10 protein-coding genes are annotated in these 16,649 nt (G+C 51.5%); 8 read left to right on the top strand and 2 right to left on the bottom strand.

The features are described from left to right. Positions 1-28: 28 nt before the first annotated feature. Entirely contained in the window at positions 29-1,360 is a 1,332-nt protein-coding gene (gene xylA / locus Q0577_RS25040; protein WP_298741232.1) for a xylose isomerase, read from the top strand. A gap of 555 nt (positions 1,361-1,915) precedes the next feature. Continuing rightward, positions 1,916-2,989 (top strand): hypothetical protein, encoded by a 1,074-nt coding sequence (locus tag Q0577_RS25035; RefSeq protein WP_298741230.1) that lies wholly within the window; start codon positions 1,916-1,918, stop codon positions 2,987-2,989. A gap of 93 nt (positions 2,990-3,082) precedes the next feature. Here the strand turns inward: Q0577_RS25035 and Q0577_RS25030 are convergent, their stop codons facing one another. Next, positions 3,083-4,831: a hybrid sensor histidine kinase/response regulator gene (locus Q0577_RS25030; protein WP_298741228.1), complete on the bottom strand. Its 1,749-nt coding sequence runs from the start codon at positions 4,829-4,831 to the stop codon at positions 3,083-3,085. Positions 4,832-5,375: 544 nt separating this feature from the next. Beyond that, positions 5,376-6,425 (bottom strand): AraC family transcriptional regulator, encoded by a 1,050-nt coding sequence (locus tag Q0577_RS25025; protein WP_298741226.1) that lies wholly within the window; start codon positions 6,423-6,425, stop codon positions 5,376-5,378. Between the two features lie 473 nt (positions 6,426-6,898). On the opposite strand from Q0577_RS25025, the gene Q0577_RS25020 reads away from it, so the two are divergent. The 6 genes from Q0577_RS25020 to Q0577_RS24995 all read left to right on the top strand — a co-directional run bounded on the left by Q0577_RS25020 (position 6,899) and on the right by Q0577_RS24995 (position 16,646). After that, positions 6,899-9,091 carry a helix-turn-helix domain-containing protein gene (locus Q0577_RS25020; RefSeq protein ID WP_298741224.1) on the top strand — a complete coding sequence of 731 codons (2,193 nt, stop codon included), beginning with the start codon at positions 6,899-6,901 and terminating at the stop codon, positions 9,089-9,091. A gap of 112 nt (positions 9,092-9,203) precedes the next feature. After that, the gene (locus tag Q0577_RS25015; RefSeq protein WP_298741222.1) at positions 9,204-10,202 is read left to right on the top strand and encodes an LLM class flavin-dependent oxidoreductase; all 999 of its coding nucleotides are present in this window, start codon (positions 9,204-9,206) and stop codon (positions 10,200-10,202) included. A gap of 253 nt (positions 10,203-10,455) precedes the next feature. Continuing rightward, complete coding sequence (gene rhaT / locus Q0577_RS25010; RefSeq protein ID WP_298741220.1) at positions 10,456-11,520, top strand: L-rhamnose/proton symporter RhaT; 1,065 nt, start codon at positions 10,456-10,458, stop codon at positions 11,518-11,520. 42 nt (positions 11,521-11,562) lie between these two features. Beyond that, complete coding sequence (locus Q0577_RS25005) at positions 11,563-13,686, top strand: bifunctional aldolase/short-chain dehydrogenase (RefSeq protein ID WP_298741218.1); 2,124 nt, start codon at positions 11,563-11,565, stop codon at positions 13,684-13,686. 135 nt (positions 13,687-13,821) lie between these two features. Beyond that, entirely contained in the window at positions 13,822-15,096 is a 1,275-nt protein-coding gene (locus Q0577_RS25000; protein ID WP_298741216.1) for a TIM barrel protein, read from the top strand. Positions 15,097-15,272: 176 nt separating this feature from the next. After that, positions 15,273-16,646, top strand: coding sequence for an FGGY family carbohydrate kinase (locus tag Q0577_RS24995; RefSeq protein WP_298741214.1), 1,374 nt, complete (start codon positions 15,273-15,275; stop codon positions 16,644-16,646). Positions 16,647-16,649 lie beyond the last annotated feature (3 nt).

Genomic DNA, 16,649 nt, shown 5'->3' with positions numbered 1-16,649 from the left:
TTTTTCACTGATACAAATAATTCTCACTATGGCAAAAATTGTCACTGGCAGTAAAGAATTCTTTAAAGGCATAGGCCAGATCCGTTATGAAGGACCTTCTACAGACAACCCGCTGGCGTATCGCTGGTATGATGAGAACAAAGTAGTAGCCGGAAAGACCATGAAAGAGCACCTGCGTTTTGCGGTGGCCTACTGGCACTCTTTCTGCGGAACAGGCGCCGATCCCTTTGGCGGGCCTACCCACATTTTCCCCTGGGATGAAAAATCGGACCCGGTTGAAAGGGCAAAAGATAAGATGGACGCAGCTTTTGAGTTCATCACCAAACTGGGCATGCCTTACTACTGTTTCCATGATGTAGACGTAGTAGATTATGGTAACGATATAGCGGAGAACGATAAAAGATTGCAAACCCTGGTAGACTATGCAAAGTCTAAACAGGCAGACAGCGGTGTAAAGCTTTTATGGGGCACTGCCAACCTGTTCTCACACCGCCGTTATATGAACGGCGCGGCCACCAACCCGGATTTCCATGTGCTCTCTCATGCAGCTGCACAGGTAAAAGCGGCGCTGGATGCTACCATCGCACTGGGCGGTGAGAACTATGTATTCTGGGGCGGCCGTGAAGGATATATGAGCCTGCTCAATACCGATATGAAGCGTGAACAGGAGCACCTGGCCAGGTTCCTGCAAACTGCCAGGGATTATGCGCGCAAACAGGGCTTTAAAGGCACCTTCTTTATTGAGCCTAAACCCTGCGAGCCTACCAAACACCAGTATGATTATGATGCTGCTACGGTGATCGGCTTCCTGCGCCAGTACGACCTGCTGAATGATTTCAAGCTGAACCTGGAAGTGAACCATGCCACACTCGCGGGCCATACCTTCCAGCATGAGCTCCAGGTAGCTGCAGATGCAGGTTTACTGGGCTCTATTGACGCCAACAGGGGCGATCAGCAGAATGGATGGGATACCGACCAGTTCCCGAACAATATCAACGAAGTAACAGAATACATGCTGATCATCCTCGAAGCCGGTGGCTTTGCAGGCGGCGGTATCAACTTCGACGCCAAGATCCGCAGAAACTCTACTGACCCCGCAGATCTGTTTCATGCTCACATTGGCGGTGTAGATACTTTTGCCCGCGCACTGGTAGTGGCTGATAAAGTGCTGCAATCTTCCGACTACAAAAAGATCCGTAAAGACCGCTATGCAACTTATGACAGCGGTAAAGGCCAGGAGTTTGAAGCCGGTAAATTATCACTGGAAGACCTGCGCGCCTATGCGATCGAAAAGGGAGAACCCGTAGCTGTCAGCGGACGGCAGGAGTACCTGGAGAACCTTATCAACAGATATATTTAAGCATAACACACAAAAAACGATCGAAGGGCCTGGCCGCGCAAGCAGTCAGGCTTTTTCTTTGCCCTGAAACCGGTTACAATCAGGAGGTTAGCTGAAATAGTAACTAAATAATCGGACAGTGTATTAAAAAAAGATGAATTTTTTTTTGCCCCGATAGCCCCTTTGACGGCCGGAAAGTGTCCTTACTACACCAGCAAAAAGGTATTGAAGCTATTATCGGTAAACGGAACAGGAATAGCCTGGCACCTGTAACTGAAGGGGAATGCGGACTTTTAAACCATCTCCATCATGAAAACGAAACTGTTCCTTGCAATTTGTGTGTTTGTGCTGGCTGTAAGCACCAATTGGGTTATGGAAGCCAATGCCAGGGCCAACGCTTATTAAACAGATGCTGACGCTCCGGGATTTTGTTTTTATCCGCTGGCATTGCCTGCGGTTTGTTCGGTACAGGTCACCGGCACCATTTGCCGGTCTACCGGGAATTTGTTCACTTACTATAAAGACGCCGCTTGCAGTAGTCCGTTCTACCGCCAGCAGTAAAGAAAAAAGGATCTGATGTTCATCCGTCTATTTCGCTCACTCCGGCGGAAAAGGAGCAAAGCTGGTCTTATCACAGGCAGTTTCCTGCTTAGTATTGCCACGGTCTGGATCTTATACCTGGCTGCAGATAAGATCAATCACCGGCCCAACGGCTTTATACGGCTTGTACCGCCGCATATGGCCACGCCGGAAAAGATACTGGACATTCAATACAATTCCTATTACATTGCAGGCGCTTCTCCTACGCAGATCTACCTGGGAAATGCCGTTGCCCCCACTTATGTGCTCCGCATGAACTATGCATTGTCAGATACGGGGCATATGCGGCTGGAAGCGGCTCCCGGAACGAAGCTGTCCGGACCTGCAACGGTGACGATAGATTCTCCCCATATTTATATGACGGCAGGCTCGCGGGGTGCTATCCTGCAGGCCTCACTGGGAGCACCTGTGCTGCAACCGCTGCCGGAAGCGCGCCGGCAATTCTATAATGCAAGCCCGGTATCAGCAGCGTCCTTTATCCTGCGGATGTATGACAGCGCGTATCATCAGAATGTACTGGCCAAACGTACGCTGGATACCGTTTTGCATCAGCCCCGCATACCCGTGCTGGAGAAACAGCTGGACGGCGTGTTCTGTACGGACGGAACACTGCATTATGATCCTGGCACAGCCAGATTGGTGTACGTGTATTATTACCGTAACCAGTTTATATGTCTTGACACCAACCTGAATATTCAATACAAAGGCCGTACAATCGACACCGTGAGCCGCGCCAACATTAAGGTTGCCTCGCTGGCCGATGAAGGCAGGAGTACGCTCGCTTCTCCCGCAGGAGTAGTGAACCGTTTAAGCTGTATAGACGGAAAGTGGATCTACGTCAATTCAAAGCTGATGGCGAACAACGAAAAGAAAAAGGAGTTTGATCAGCTGTCGGTGATTGATGTGTATTCGCTCAGGGATGGGGCTTATCATTTCAGCTTCTATCTGCCCAGTCTTGGCGACAAAAAACTGCGGGCATTCCGGGTGTTCGGTAAAACATTGGTGGCCTTATACGATCATTACGTATACACGTTCAGGCTAAATTTTTAGATCCGGACTGTAACAGGAATGGATCTAGCTGGAGTAGCAAATAAGGAGCCGGATATTTATCCGGCTCCGTTTTTATGATCAATAGACAGTGTGTTAGTCAAATAATCCCGAACTCACTTCATCAATATGCGGCAGGTACGTGCGGATCTCTTTGAACAGCAGGTGAGGATCGATGGGTTTGAGCAGGATGGCGGCGGCCCCCGCAGTGGTTAAGGCTTTTTCATGTTCATGAGCACCTGTACAGATCAGTACGGGAATATTTTTAAACAGTGGGTTCTTTTTCAGGAGCAGCAGGGTTTGTTCCCCGTCCAGGTCGGGCATCTGGTGGTCCAGTATGATCAGCTCGGGCAGCTGCCTGGTTTTTTCCAGGTACTGCAGCGCTTCACGTCCGCTGGATGTACAGATAGCGTTGCAGCCGTACATGGTGAGATACTTGGAGAACAGCATGTTATTCATGTTATTATCATCTGCCAGCAGTACGTTGATATTGCTCAGGTCAATTTCGGCTTCTGTTACTTCTTCTTCAATATCAGCAGCACGGCCTTCCTGTAAAGGAAGCAATACCGTAAAAGTAGTGAGGCCGTTTTTGCTGTGCAGCTTTATCCGGCCACCCAGGCTGTCTACCTTGTTGCGGGTAATATAAAGGCCTAAGCCGCTGCCTTCCGTGTATTTGCTGCGTTTATCGGTTGTATACATTTCGAACAGTACGGTCTGCTGTTCCGCCGGAATGTCGGGGCACTGGTTGCTGATAGCCATGCTGAACATGCCTGCGCTACGGGCCACCTGGATAGTGATGGCCGTATTACGGTCTGCATACTTGATGGCGTTGCCCAGCAGGTTGGTCAGGATCATGGTGAGCTTCAGCGCATCGGTTACAATGATATCCGGCATGCCCTCCGCTACTTTCAGTTCCAGCTTAAGGTTCCTGGAGCGTGCACTTACTTTGTGCAGGTTCACCACTTTCTTGATCAGTGAACGGATGGAAAAGGTATCTTCATCTGCTTTGTCAGCACTGCCGGATTCTATCTGCGCGATATCCAGCACATTGTTGAGGATGTTGCGCATATTATGCTGTGCGGTCAGCTGCTGGTCAATATAGGGTTCCAGCTTCTTCATGTTGTTATCCAGCTTTATTTCTCTTTTGATCAGTTGCGATATCAGCGACATGGCATTCAGCTGGTTCCTGATCTCATGCGATATCTTACGGTATACAAAAGTTTTCAGGCGGTTGGCCAGGGCCTTATTCTCCTTGGCATAATACACCACTACCAGCACATCAAACAGCAGGAAGAAGGGGACGGCGGTCCACCGCAGCAGGAACTGCGTTTCAACGCTCATGATCAGCGGCTGGAACACCTGGAAATAATAATTGAGTTCCAGCAGCAGCATGGTGAGCAGGGTAGCGCTGACGCTGATGAACTGCTGACTGGGTTTGGGGTACACCAAAAAACAGCTGCCGCAGAGGCAGACTACGATCAGGGATACATTGATCTGCGGCCCCAGTAAAATGCCAAAATACAGGGCGCTGGCGCAGTGTACCAGGGTAACTGCTATACAGGCCAGGCTGTAGGATCTTTCCTTATTCATCAGTATCACGCCGCAAAACAACAGGCAGGCGGTTAATGCGGGCAGCTGTACTTTCCAGAGCTCACCATAAAGATAGAAGAGGTTGCCGGAAACGAATGCGATGACAGCGCTGATCAGGCTGATGGCATTTACGGTCATTACTCTTTTGGCCGCTTCTTCGGGCAGGCCGCTTGTTCCCGTACGGATAACAGGCATGTAAAGTGGGGTAAGCCTTTTTTTGATCCTGGCAGACAGCGAGGAAAAGGCTCGGGTCATAATTTTTCGCAATGAATAGTTCAAGGTATTCATAAGGATAAATAAATGGGGTGGTTATTTGAGTTTGAACTTCGTTAACTTAAATTGATATTATACTTGTCAGTGCCCGCTGACCGGTATTGCTGAAAAAGGCGCTATCAAACGTTGCTGGTATTGAGGTCTCCTGGTGAATTCGTGCTTTTCTTTGTATCGCTTCCCTTCTAAACTGCTCCGAAATTACACATTTCCGGCTAGACCGTCAAAATGTTAGTTGGAGGTACTTTCTCCTTCGTTATTGCGGGAAGCTCCGAAGCTCAGCGCGCAGGCGCGACGAAGCAATCTTTTCTTTCATCAACTTTTTTCGAAGATCTGACAGCAATCTTTTAAAAACAATCCAGCCCCATTATGACCATTCGCACTGTTTTTTTGCCGGAATGATCAATCCCGCTATAGTCACAACCGCTACTTTTGCCCGGAGCAAGCAACACAGTTCATCAAATGTTTAATTGTTAGAAGTTAGAACTGAAATGTGCCGGGAGTGATGTTCTCATTACTCCCGGTTTTTTTATGCCGGATCCTGGTATTTCGACTTCCGCTGAAACTCCCTTGGCAGCATATCAAACGCCTTCTTAAAAGACCTCGTAAAATTCGCTGTATTCTGAAAGCCTGTCAGGTAAGATACCTCCTTTACCGGGTAGCCCTGTTTACCCAGCAGCATCTTGGCATATTCCATCCGCTGCGCCTGATAGTACTGGTAGCAGCTCATACCAAACAAAGACTTAAACACACTCTTGAACTTGGTCACACTCATATTACACATCCGCGCCAGTTCTTCCACCGTCATCGGCGGGCGTTCAAAATCACTTATATACAGTTCCTTCACCTTCATTACTTCATGCAGGCTGGCGTGATGATGATACGCCTGCTGTTCATGCACCTTAAAGTACTGCAGGTACCATTGGTTGAGCAGGTAATAAGCGGCGCTGATCATACCCGAGCGCTGCACAAAATCAGCATACCCGCTGGTATCCGGCTGTTCAAAGATCTGGTCTATCCGGTGCTGTACCACCAGGGGCAGGCTGAGGATGCTGCAGAAAGGAGTGTCGCTCATCAGCTCCTGCGCCAGTGAATGCTCCGGCGGATGTTCTGCCAGCCGTAGTTCCCTCAGCGCAAACCTTCTTGAGATGATCACCAGGAAGGCGCGGTGCCGTTGTCCCGCCGGGAACCGGAAACTGCTGCCTAACCGGGTACTATGTACGAAAATGCAATCATGATCTATCCGGACGAGTTTTTCATTGTGATCTGCATCCGTAAAATGGTAGGAGTGGTGACCATAGCGGCAGCCAACAAGGTAATACTGGTCTGCTGCCAGTGCGCGGCTGTTGATCAGCAATGCCTGTTGGGCGGTAATATCCAGCATCATACAATACATACCCTCAAACAGCTCGCTGCATGCTATGAAACCTTCGCCAGCTGTGGCAGGAACAGTAACACGGTTATGCACAGCATACGCCGTATGCCTGCCATCTGACACGTAGGAAGCCGTAATTTCTTCCAGCATCCCGGTCGCCGGACCAGGAGTGAAGTATACGACAATGCTGTTTTTATCCTTCATGAACCATTATTGCTACATTAAAAAAAATACCAAGTCCGGGCCGGTTTTATGTCAAAAACCAGCTTGTATCAAGCTCAGAATAAAGAATGGTTGAAATGGCTACCCGTGGGAAAAGGCTTGCTACAGGGGGCGCACGCCTGTTATTGGTACGGCAGCTCATCTTCTAAAAAAATCATGCCAATTATTAAATCCGCCCTGGAACCCGTTAGGTGCCTTACCGTTTTGCACTGTTCTTTTGTCTTTTTAGCTAATTTTTTTTGCTCCCGCTGTTTTTAATTGCAGGGTGTTTCACTGTGAATTGGTAACTCCAGAAACGGCCCGCTGCCAGGAAAGGTGGCGGGTATTTTTTTGAGCTGCAGGCCGCAGCAATTTATATGTTGGTCGACAGCTTATAACGGATAGCAGACACCTGGCAGGCTGCCGCGCCAACTTGCCGCTTTTTCTTTATCTTCGCTGCTTACCATTTTTTACTTATGCCTCAACCAGACGGCACTAATAGCATGTTTCAGCTGGCGGCAGATTTTGTCCAGAAGACCAACCGCCATATTTTCCTTACCGGTAAAGCAGGTACAGGTAAGACCACCTTTCTGAAATACATTAAGGAACATACGCTCAAGAATACTGTAGTGGTAGCGCCTACCGGTGTTGCAGCCATCAACGCAGGCGGTGTTACCATGCACTCGTTCTTCCAGTTGCCATTCGGGCCTTTTATCCCGGGCACCAAGAGAGGATTCGGGGAGGAAGATGATTTCGGCATGGATCGACATGCTCTCTTCCGCAGCATCCGTTTTAACCACGATAAGAAGATGTTGCTGCAGGAGCTGGAGTTGCTGATCATCGATGAGGTGAGCATGGTGCGCGCCGACTCACTGGATGCAATAGACGCCATTCTGCGACATTTCCGCAATCAGCCGTTGCTGCCTTTTGGCGGCGTACAGGTGCTTTTCATCGGCGACCTTTTCCAGCTGCCGCCTGTTGTGCCGGATGCCGAATGGCAGTTGCTGCGCGAACATTACGCCGGCATGTTCTTTTTTGACGCAAAAGTGCTGGAGCAGGCGCCGCCTCTCTATGTTGAGCTGAAAAAGATCTATCGCCAGAACGAAGCATCGTTCATCGACCTGCTGAACGGCATCCGTAACAATGCTATGACGGCACAACAATTCGGATTGCTGGACCAGCGTTATAAACCTCATTTCACCGGTATTGATGAACAGTACATTGTACTGACCACCCACAACCGGCGGGCCGATGAGATCAATGCATCCCGCCTGGCCGCCATGCCGGGGCCCGTGCATCGTTTTGAAGGTACCATAGAAGGTGACTTCAGCGATAAAGCCCTGCCAACGGAACAGGTGCTGCAGCTGAAGCCCGGTGCGCAGGTGATGTTCATCAAGAACGACCTGGCAGAAGTAAAGCGCTATTACAACGGTAAAATCGCCACCGTAAAAGAGATCCGTGATGAGCGGATCATTGTTACCCTCACCGGCAGCCAGGATGATCTGCAGCTGGAAAAGGAAACCTGGCGTAACATCCGCTACACGTATAACAAAGCAGACAACCGTATTGAAGAAGAGGAGCTGGGCAGCTTTACCCAGTATCCCATTCGCCTGGCCTGGGCCATCACCATTCACAAAAGCCAGGGCCTTACTTTCGAAAAAGCCATTATCGATGCAGGCAGCGCCTTTGCCCCGGGACAGGTATATGTGGCGCTCAGCCGCTGCACCTCGCTGGAAGGCCTCGTACTGCACTCCAGGATCCATCCATCCGCCATCCGCAACGATGAACAGGTAACGGCCTTCGCCTCCCGCGAGCATGCCGCCAATGAACTGGAACACCTGCTGGATAAAGAGAAGCGCGTGTTCTGGGCCAACAGCCTGCTGCAGCGTTTTAACTGGCAGAAATTCATCGCCATACTGCAGGAATTTGCCGCTTCCCTGCAGGGAAAGAAGCTGCCTAACGTGGAAGCTGCCTACGCCCTGAGCCGCCTGCTGATAGACAAGGCGGTGCAGCAGCAGCAGGTAGCGCAGAAATTCCGCCAGCAGCTCAGCGGCCTGCTGGAAGATATCCTGACAACTGAAGATATCAGTCCACTGTGTGAACGCATGTCAAAAGCCATTGCCTATTTCACTCAGTCTATTCACGATGAGCAGATAAAGCCTTTGCAGGACCATATCGCCGAAGTAAAAAGCCTCCGCCAGCGCAAATACCTGGCCCAGCTGGAAGCCCTGGAACAATCCCTCTGGAACAAGCTGCAGCAGGTGTGGCAGGCAGGTTATGGCGATCAGCTGTTCAATGAAGGCCTTACCGACTATTCACTGCAACGCAGCCAGGCGCCAGCCGTTAAACCGGCCAAACAGAAAGCGGAAGCCGGTGGCAGCCGCCGTGGCAGCCTGGAGCTGTACCTGGGTGGCAAAAGCATTGAAGAAATTGCCACTATCCGTCAGCTGGCCGCCAGCACCATCGAAAGCCACCTGGCACAGTGTGTGGGCGCCGGTGAACTGCCCCTGGAACGGTTTGTGCCCAAAGAGAAAATAGACCGTATCCTGCCCCTGGTAGCAGAACTGGGCTACACAGCCACAGGCCCCATCAAGCAACGCCTGGGCGATAGCGTCAGCTATGCGGAGATCCGCGCCGTACAAGGCTACAGCAGGTTGGAAAATAAATAGTATTTTTACCCCTTCCTTACCTGCAGCTGCACTCAATACACAAGACTAACGGCTAGTGACAAACGATTAATGCTTTAACAAAAGGACTGATTTTATGACTAACAAACTAAAATTGAGTGTATTAGATCAATCTCCCATTCGCCGCGGCAGCAATGCCGTTGAAGCGGTACAGGAAAGCATCCAGCTGGCCCGGCTCGCAGATCGCCTGGGATATACCCGCTACTGGCTCTCGGAACATCATAACACCCGCTCCCTGGCAGGCTCTGCCCCCGAGGTCCTTATTGCCCGCCTGGCGGGCGAGACCCAACGCATCCGCGTAGGCTCCGGCGGCGTAATGCTGCCCAATCACAGCACACTGAAAGTGGCAGAGAACTTCCGCCTGCTCGAAGCCCTCTATCCCAACCGTATAGACCTGGGTATTGGCCGCGCCCCCGGTGGTGACCGCATCACCGCGCACCTCCTGAACCCATCCAACACCTTTGACCCGCATGAATTTGTGCAGCAGCTGATAGACCTCCAGGCCTACCTGTCTGAAGACGCCAATACAGGCTCTGTACACGAAAAGGTAAAAGCCATCCCGCATGTAGACACCAAGCCCGACCTCTGGATACTCACTTCCAGCGGCGAAAGTGGTTTACTGGCCGCTCACTACGGCATGGCCCTGTCCTTTGCACATTTCATCTATCCTAAAAATGGTCCGGCTACCATACAGAAATACCGCCAGCAGTTCCATCCATCTCCCTGGCTGGACGAGCCGCAGGCCAGTGTAGGGATCTTCGTTTTCTGTGCCGACACAGAAGAGAAAGCTAACCAGCTCCGCGCGGTAATGGATTTTCGCCTCTTAAGCCTGGAAAAGGGAGGGGGAGACATTACCTACTCCTACGAGGAAATAAAAAGCTACCAGTACACCGAAGCAGAATGGGAGCGCGTATTGATCAACCGAAACCGCATGATTGCCGGTACCCCTCCGCAGGTGAAGGAACAGCTGCTGCAGCTGGCAAGCGATTATGCCGTGGACGAGATCGTAGTGGCGACCATTGCTGATAATTTTGCCGACCGCCTGCGTTCTTATGAACTGCTGGCAGAGATGTTTAACCTGGGGGAAGCATAACCGCCGCCATAAATGCGTCCTTTTTTGCCACCGGGGTTTTGTAATTCAGAAGAAAGCAAACCCCTCCGTCACTGACAACCGGCCGTCATAAGCCGGATATTTAACTGGGTAGGTATAGGACAGTTCCCCGTTCTCCTTTAGTTATTTTCGGGTCTGAAAGTTTGGGCGTTTGAAAGTTTACAGGTGCTCGGCATTTGCAGTACACCCGCAAACCTTCAAACTTCCAAACTCTCAAACCATAAATAAATTCCACATGCAAGCTATTTTAGGCGTCTTTTTCCACTTCATCGGAGGATTTGCATCCGGCAGTTTCTACATTCCATTTAAAAAAGTTAAGTACTGGGCCTGGGAAAGTTACTGGATCGTAGGTGGTTTCTTTTCCTGGCTGATCGTTCCCTTCCTCGCAGCCTGGATCACTGTACCTGACTTTCTTTCCATCATCGGCAGCACAGATGGCCTCACTCTGTTCTGGACTTATTTCATGGGTGTATTATGGGGCATAGGCGGCCTTACTTTCGGCCTGGCCATGCGTTATCTTGGCCTGTCGCTCGGTATGTCTGTTGCCTTAGGCTATACTTCTGCATTCGGTTCCCTCATACCGCCCATTTACCGTGATCTGGCGGGTAGCACCGGTCCGGACGCCGTTACATTTTCAGGGATGCTGCAAAGCACCAGTGGTCAGCTGGTATTGGCAGGAGTACTGGTTTGCCTGGCAGGTATCGCGATCTGTGGCAAAGCCGGTATGATGAAGGAAAATGAGCTGCCGGAAGAAAAGAAGAAAGAAAGCATCCAGGAATTCAACCTGCGCAAGGGCCTGATCGTGGCCACCATCTCCGGTATACTGAGCGCCTGCTTCAACTTTGGTATTGAAGCCGGTAAACCCATGGCAGAAATAGCTGTGCAGCAGGGCAGTAACCCGCTGTTCCAGAATAATGTGATCTTTGTGGTGCTGTTATGGGGAGGACTTACCACCAATCTTTTATGGTGCCTGCTGCTGAATGTGCGTAATAAGACTTTTGGTGACTACACCAATAAATCCACTCCGCTGGCCAGTAATTATTTCTTTGCCGCCATCGCAGGTACTACCTGGTTCCTGCAATTCTTCTTCTACGGCATGGGAGAAAGTAAACTGGGCAACGGCGCCAGCTCATGGATACTCCACATGGCTTTCATCATCATGGTGTCCAGCCTCTGGGGTATTACACTCCGCGAATGGAAAGGGGTGAGTAAGAAAACATTCGGCACCATCATATTGGGAATACTTACCATCATGGCTTCGGTATTGCTGGTAGGATATGGAAATTCATTATCTAACTAGCTGTCAGCACTTAGCATTTTGCATTTAAAATTTACCAATCATATGTCAGTTTCAGCATCTACAAAGTTCAGGCATGTAAGTTATTTATGGGATGAGGCGAAAGCGGCATCGCTGGCAGGCGATGAAGTGGCGTTGCTGATCTACCGTTCCAACCTGCTGGGCGCCGATCTCCGGCTTACCAACTATGGTGGCGGCAACACCTCCTGCAAGGTAATGGCCAAAGATCCGCTCACCGGGAAACAAACGGAAGTAATGTGGGTAAAGGGCTCCGGCGGCGACCTCGGCACCCTGAAAAAGAGCGGGCTGGCAGCACTGTATGTAGAGCGCCTGCGCAGCCTGGAGAACATCTACCGCGGTATTGAGCATGAAGACGAAATGGTAGAGCTGTTTAACCACTGCATCTTTGATCTCAGCTCCAAAGCGCCTTCTATTGATACGCCTTTGCATGGCTTCCTGCCATTCAAACATATTGATCACCTGCACCCGGATGCAGCGATCGCCATTGCTGCTGCGAAAGATGGCAAGCGCATTACGCAGGAGCTGTTCAACGGCGCCATCGGCTGGGTAGAGTGGCAGCGCCCCGGTTTTGACCTGGGACTGAAACTACGCGCCTGCCTCAACGAAAATCCCGGTATTAAGGGGATCATGCTAGGATCGCATGGTTTGTTCACCTGGGGCGATACTGCCTACGAAAGTTATGTGAACACCCTTGAAGTGATAGAGCGCTGCGCTGCTTACCTGGAAGACAACTATGGTAAGAAAAGGCCCGTGTTTGGCGGGGCGCGTATCCAGCCTGCAGCCCCCGAAGCGCGTGCACAGCAGGCCGCAACGCTGGCGCCTGTACTAAGAGGCCTCTGCTCTGCCCACACACGGATGGTAGGTCATTTTACCGATGATGCCCGCGTACTGGAATTCATCAACTCCAATGACCTGGACCGCCTGGCGCCAATGGGTACCAGTTGCCCGGATCACTTCCTGCGCACTAAAATCAGTCCGCTGGTATTGAACCTCCAGGCTGCCGATGATCTTTCAGATGTAGCAAAGCTTAAAGAAAAACTGGCGCCGCAGTTTGAAGCGTACCGCAAGATGTATGCAGCGTACTACAACACGTGCAGGCATCCCAATTCACCGGCCATGCGCGATCCTAACCCGGTAGTGATCCTGTATCCCGGTATCGGTATGTTCACTTTTGCAAAAGATAAACAGACCGCAAGGGTAGCCGCTGAATTTTATATCAACGCCATCAACGTAATGAAAGGTGCGGAAGCGATATCTGAATATACTTCGCTGCCCCGCCAGGAAGCATTCAATATAGAATACTGGCTGCTGGAAGAAGCCAAGCTGCAGCGTATGCCCAAACCCAAGCCGCTTTCAGGACGCATTGCCCTTATTACCGGCAGCGCCGGTGGCATCGGCAAGGCCATCGCCAAAAAGTTTGCAGATGAAGGCGCCTGTGTAGTGATCAACGATAACGATGCCGGCCGCCTGGAAACTGCTAAGGCAGATTTCGGCAAGAGCTATTCGGCAGATGTATTCACCACCGCCATCCTCGATGTTACCAGCGCCGCAGATATCCGCAACGCGTTCAGGACCGCTGTCCTGGCCTTTGGCGGGGTAGACCTGGTAGTGAATTGCGCCGGTCTTTCTATTTCCAAACCTATTGAGGAACACACGGAAAAAGACTGGGACCTGTTGTACGATGTACTGGTGAAAGGCCAGTTCCTGGTTACCCAGGAAGGCGTGAACATTATGCGCAAACAGGATATTGGCGGTGATGTGCTGAATATTGTCAGCAAGAACGCCCTGATGTCTGGTCCCAATAACGCAGGCTACGGCTCTGCCAAAGCCGCCCAGCTGCACCTTGCCAGGCTGAATGCAGCAGAGCTGGGTAAAGATCACATCCGCGTGAACGTGATCAACCCGGACGCCGTGATAGCCGACAGCAAGATATGGGAAGGCGCCTGGGCAGAAGGCCGCGCCAAAGCATACGGCGTAAAGGTGGAAGAGCTGCCTGCCTACTATGCCAAACGCACCCTGCTGAACGAGGTGATCCTGCCCGAAGACATTGCAAACGCCTGCTTCGTTTTTGTTGGCGGCCTGCTCAACAAATCTACCGGTAACGTCCTCAACGTAGACGGCGGCGTGGCCACCGCATTTGTTAGGTGAGCTGATATAATTGAAAATTAATAATGAATAATTGATGATGACGGGACAAGCGCCTCCACCGGATACAGGTGGCAGGAATAACGGGCATTATTAATTATTCATTATTAATTGTTATTTTAATAAAAACCACGACTTATGAAACTGAACCAACAGCACATACACGCTTTCAACGAAGATCATCATAAAGCTCACGACCGGGCCTTTGCACATACCGCAGAAAAGGTGGCAGACATACAATATGTGCTGCAGCGCCTCCAGGAATTCCAGGTAGCTATTCCCAGCTGGGCCCTGGGAACGGGTGGCACCCGTTTTGGCCGTTTCTCCGGCGGTGGAGAGCCCCGCAGCCTGGAAGAGAAGATAGAGGATGTGGGCCTGTTACACGCGCTGAACCGCGCCAGCGGCGCCATTTCCCTGCACATTCCCTGGGACATCCCGGAGAATGCGCCTGCAGTTAAAGCGCTGGCCGCCCAGCACGGCCTCCGTTTTGACGCCGTAAATTCAAACACCTTCCAGGATCAGCCGGGCCAGCAGCACAGCTATAAGTTCGGTTCCCTGCATCACACGGATAAGGCGGTACGCAAACAAGCCATTGCGCATAATATAGAAGTGGTCAAATATGGGATTGAACTGGGCTCTAATGTACTGAGCCTCTGGCTGTCAGATGGATCCAATTTCCCGGGCCAGCTCAATTTCCGCGAAGCGTTCCAGCGCACCCTTGAAAGCCTGCAGGAGATTTATGCAGCACTGCCGGCAGACTGGAAGCTGTACATTGAGTACAAATGCTGCGAACCTAATTTTTACGCTACCACAATTGCCGATTGGGGCCAGTCTCTCATGCTGGCCAATAAACTGGGCGATAAGGCACAAACACTGGTAGACCTGGGGCACCACCTGCCTAATGCTAATATTGAACAGATCGTAGCCCTGCTCCTCATGGAGGGCAAGCTGGCCGGCTTCCATTTCAACGATTCCAAGTACGGGGATGATGACCTTACCGTAGGCAGCATCAACCCTTACCAGCTCTTCCTTATTTTCAACGAACTGGTAGAAGGGATGGACGCCCGCAGTATGAACCATGCCACTGACCTCGGCTGGATGATAGACGCTTCCCACAACGTAAAAGATCCGCTGGAAGACCTCCTGCAGTCAGTAGAGGCCATCATGATCGCCTACGCGCAGGCGCTCCTGGTAGACGCTAAAGCTTTGGCCGCCGCCCGCCAGGAAAATGACGTAGTCACCGCGCAGGAACTGCTGCAGGATGCCTACCGTACCGATGTGCGCCCCCTGGTAGCGCAGGCCCGCCTCCTGAATGGCGGAGGGCTGTACCCCGTACAGCTGTACCGCCAGCTAAAGGTAAGAGATCAGCTTATTAAGGAAAGGGGACTGAAAACAGTGGCTACAGGATTGTAGGCGTTTTCCTCCCCGGGGCTTAGTGGAGTCCGCATGCACTCTGCGTATACTCCTCATGTTACCTTAGTGGAGTCCTCGTGTTACTTTAGCGCTACCTACACAAAAAGCGCAAACAAGCCGGGGTCAAAGCGCATGCAGGCTTAGTAAAAGGGCACGAAGCAGTAAAAGCGTATAGCATGGATCAAGTTCAGAACAGGCAGCCGGTGATCGCGATACTCGATATCGGCAAAACAAACAAGAAATCCTTCCTGATAGACGAGCATTACCGTATCGTATGGGAGCAGAGCTGCCGTTTCCAGGAAGTTCCCGACGAAGACGGCGACCCCTGCGAAGACGTAAAGGCGCTCAGCGCCTGGGTACAGGAAAGCCTGCAGGAAATGCTGGCGATGCCCCAATACGAGGTGAAAGCGCTTAACTTTTCTGCCTACGGGGCAAGTTTTGTGCTGACAGACCAGGAGGGTAACGTGATCTGCCCCCTGTACAACTACCTGAAAACCTACCCGGCAGACCTGCACCAGCAGTTCTTCCAGGCGTATAATAAAGACGGGGCGCTGCCGGGTATTACGGCCTCTCCGGTGCTGGGAAGCCTGAATTCCGGCCTGCAGCTGTACCGCTTAAAATACCTGCAGCCCGGGCGGTATCAAGCGGTACGTTACGCCCTCCATCTGCCGCAATATACCAGTTACCTGATAACCGGCAAAGCAGTGGCAGATATCACCAGCATTGGCTGCCATACCATGTTATGGAACTTCCGCGAGCAGCAATACCATGAATGGTTGCATAAGGAAGGTATCATAGATAAGCTGCCGCCGTTGTTCCCTTCAGACGGGGTAATGCCCGTTCAGATCAACGGTGTTAATTGCCTGGCAGGAGCGGGGCTGCACGACAGTTCAGCGGCCCTTATTCCCTACCTGGCCACATTTACAGAGCCTTTTGCGCTGATTTCCACAGGTACCTGGTGCATTACCCTGAACCCTTTTAATGACAGGCCCCTGACCATGGCAGAACTGGAACAGGATTGCCTCTGTTACCTGGAGTACCAGGGCCGCCCGGTTAAAGCGTCCCGCCTGTTTGCAGGGCAGGAGCACGAGGCGCAGACCGCCCGCCTGGCCACCCATTTTGGCGTGGCGCCCGACTACTACAAGCAGGTGGAATTTGACCCCCTGCTGGTTCGCGGGCTGGAAAACCCGGTAGCGCCTTCTCTCTCGCATTTTGCCGCCCGCCCGCTGAACGCTTTCTCTTCTTACGAAAAGGCCTACCATCAGCTGATGCTTGACCTGGTGGCCGCCCAGCTGAAGTCGGCCCAACTGGTACTGGATCATACCCCGGTGAAACGCATTTTCGTGGATGGCGGCTTTGGCAAGAATCCCCTGTTCATGCACCTTTTGGCGCTGGCTTTTCCTCATATGGAGGTCTACGCCGCTTCCGTTGCACAGGCTACTGCCGTGGGGGCCGCGCTGGCTATCCACCGGCATTGGAACCACCGGACTTTGCCCGGCGACCTGGTTGCCCTGAAGTACTATAAGGCGGAAAATCTTGAACAGGTATAAAAA

The organism is uncultured Chitinophaga sp. (assembly GCF_937898475.1).
GTDB lineage: Bacteria > Bacteroidota > Bacteroidia > Chitinophagales > Chitinophagaceae > Chitinophaga.
The sequence above is the reverse complement of the archived record's forward strand: the minus strand, read 5'-3'. Positions and strand labels throughout refer to the sequence as shown.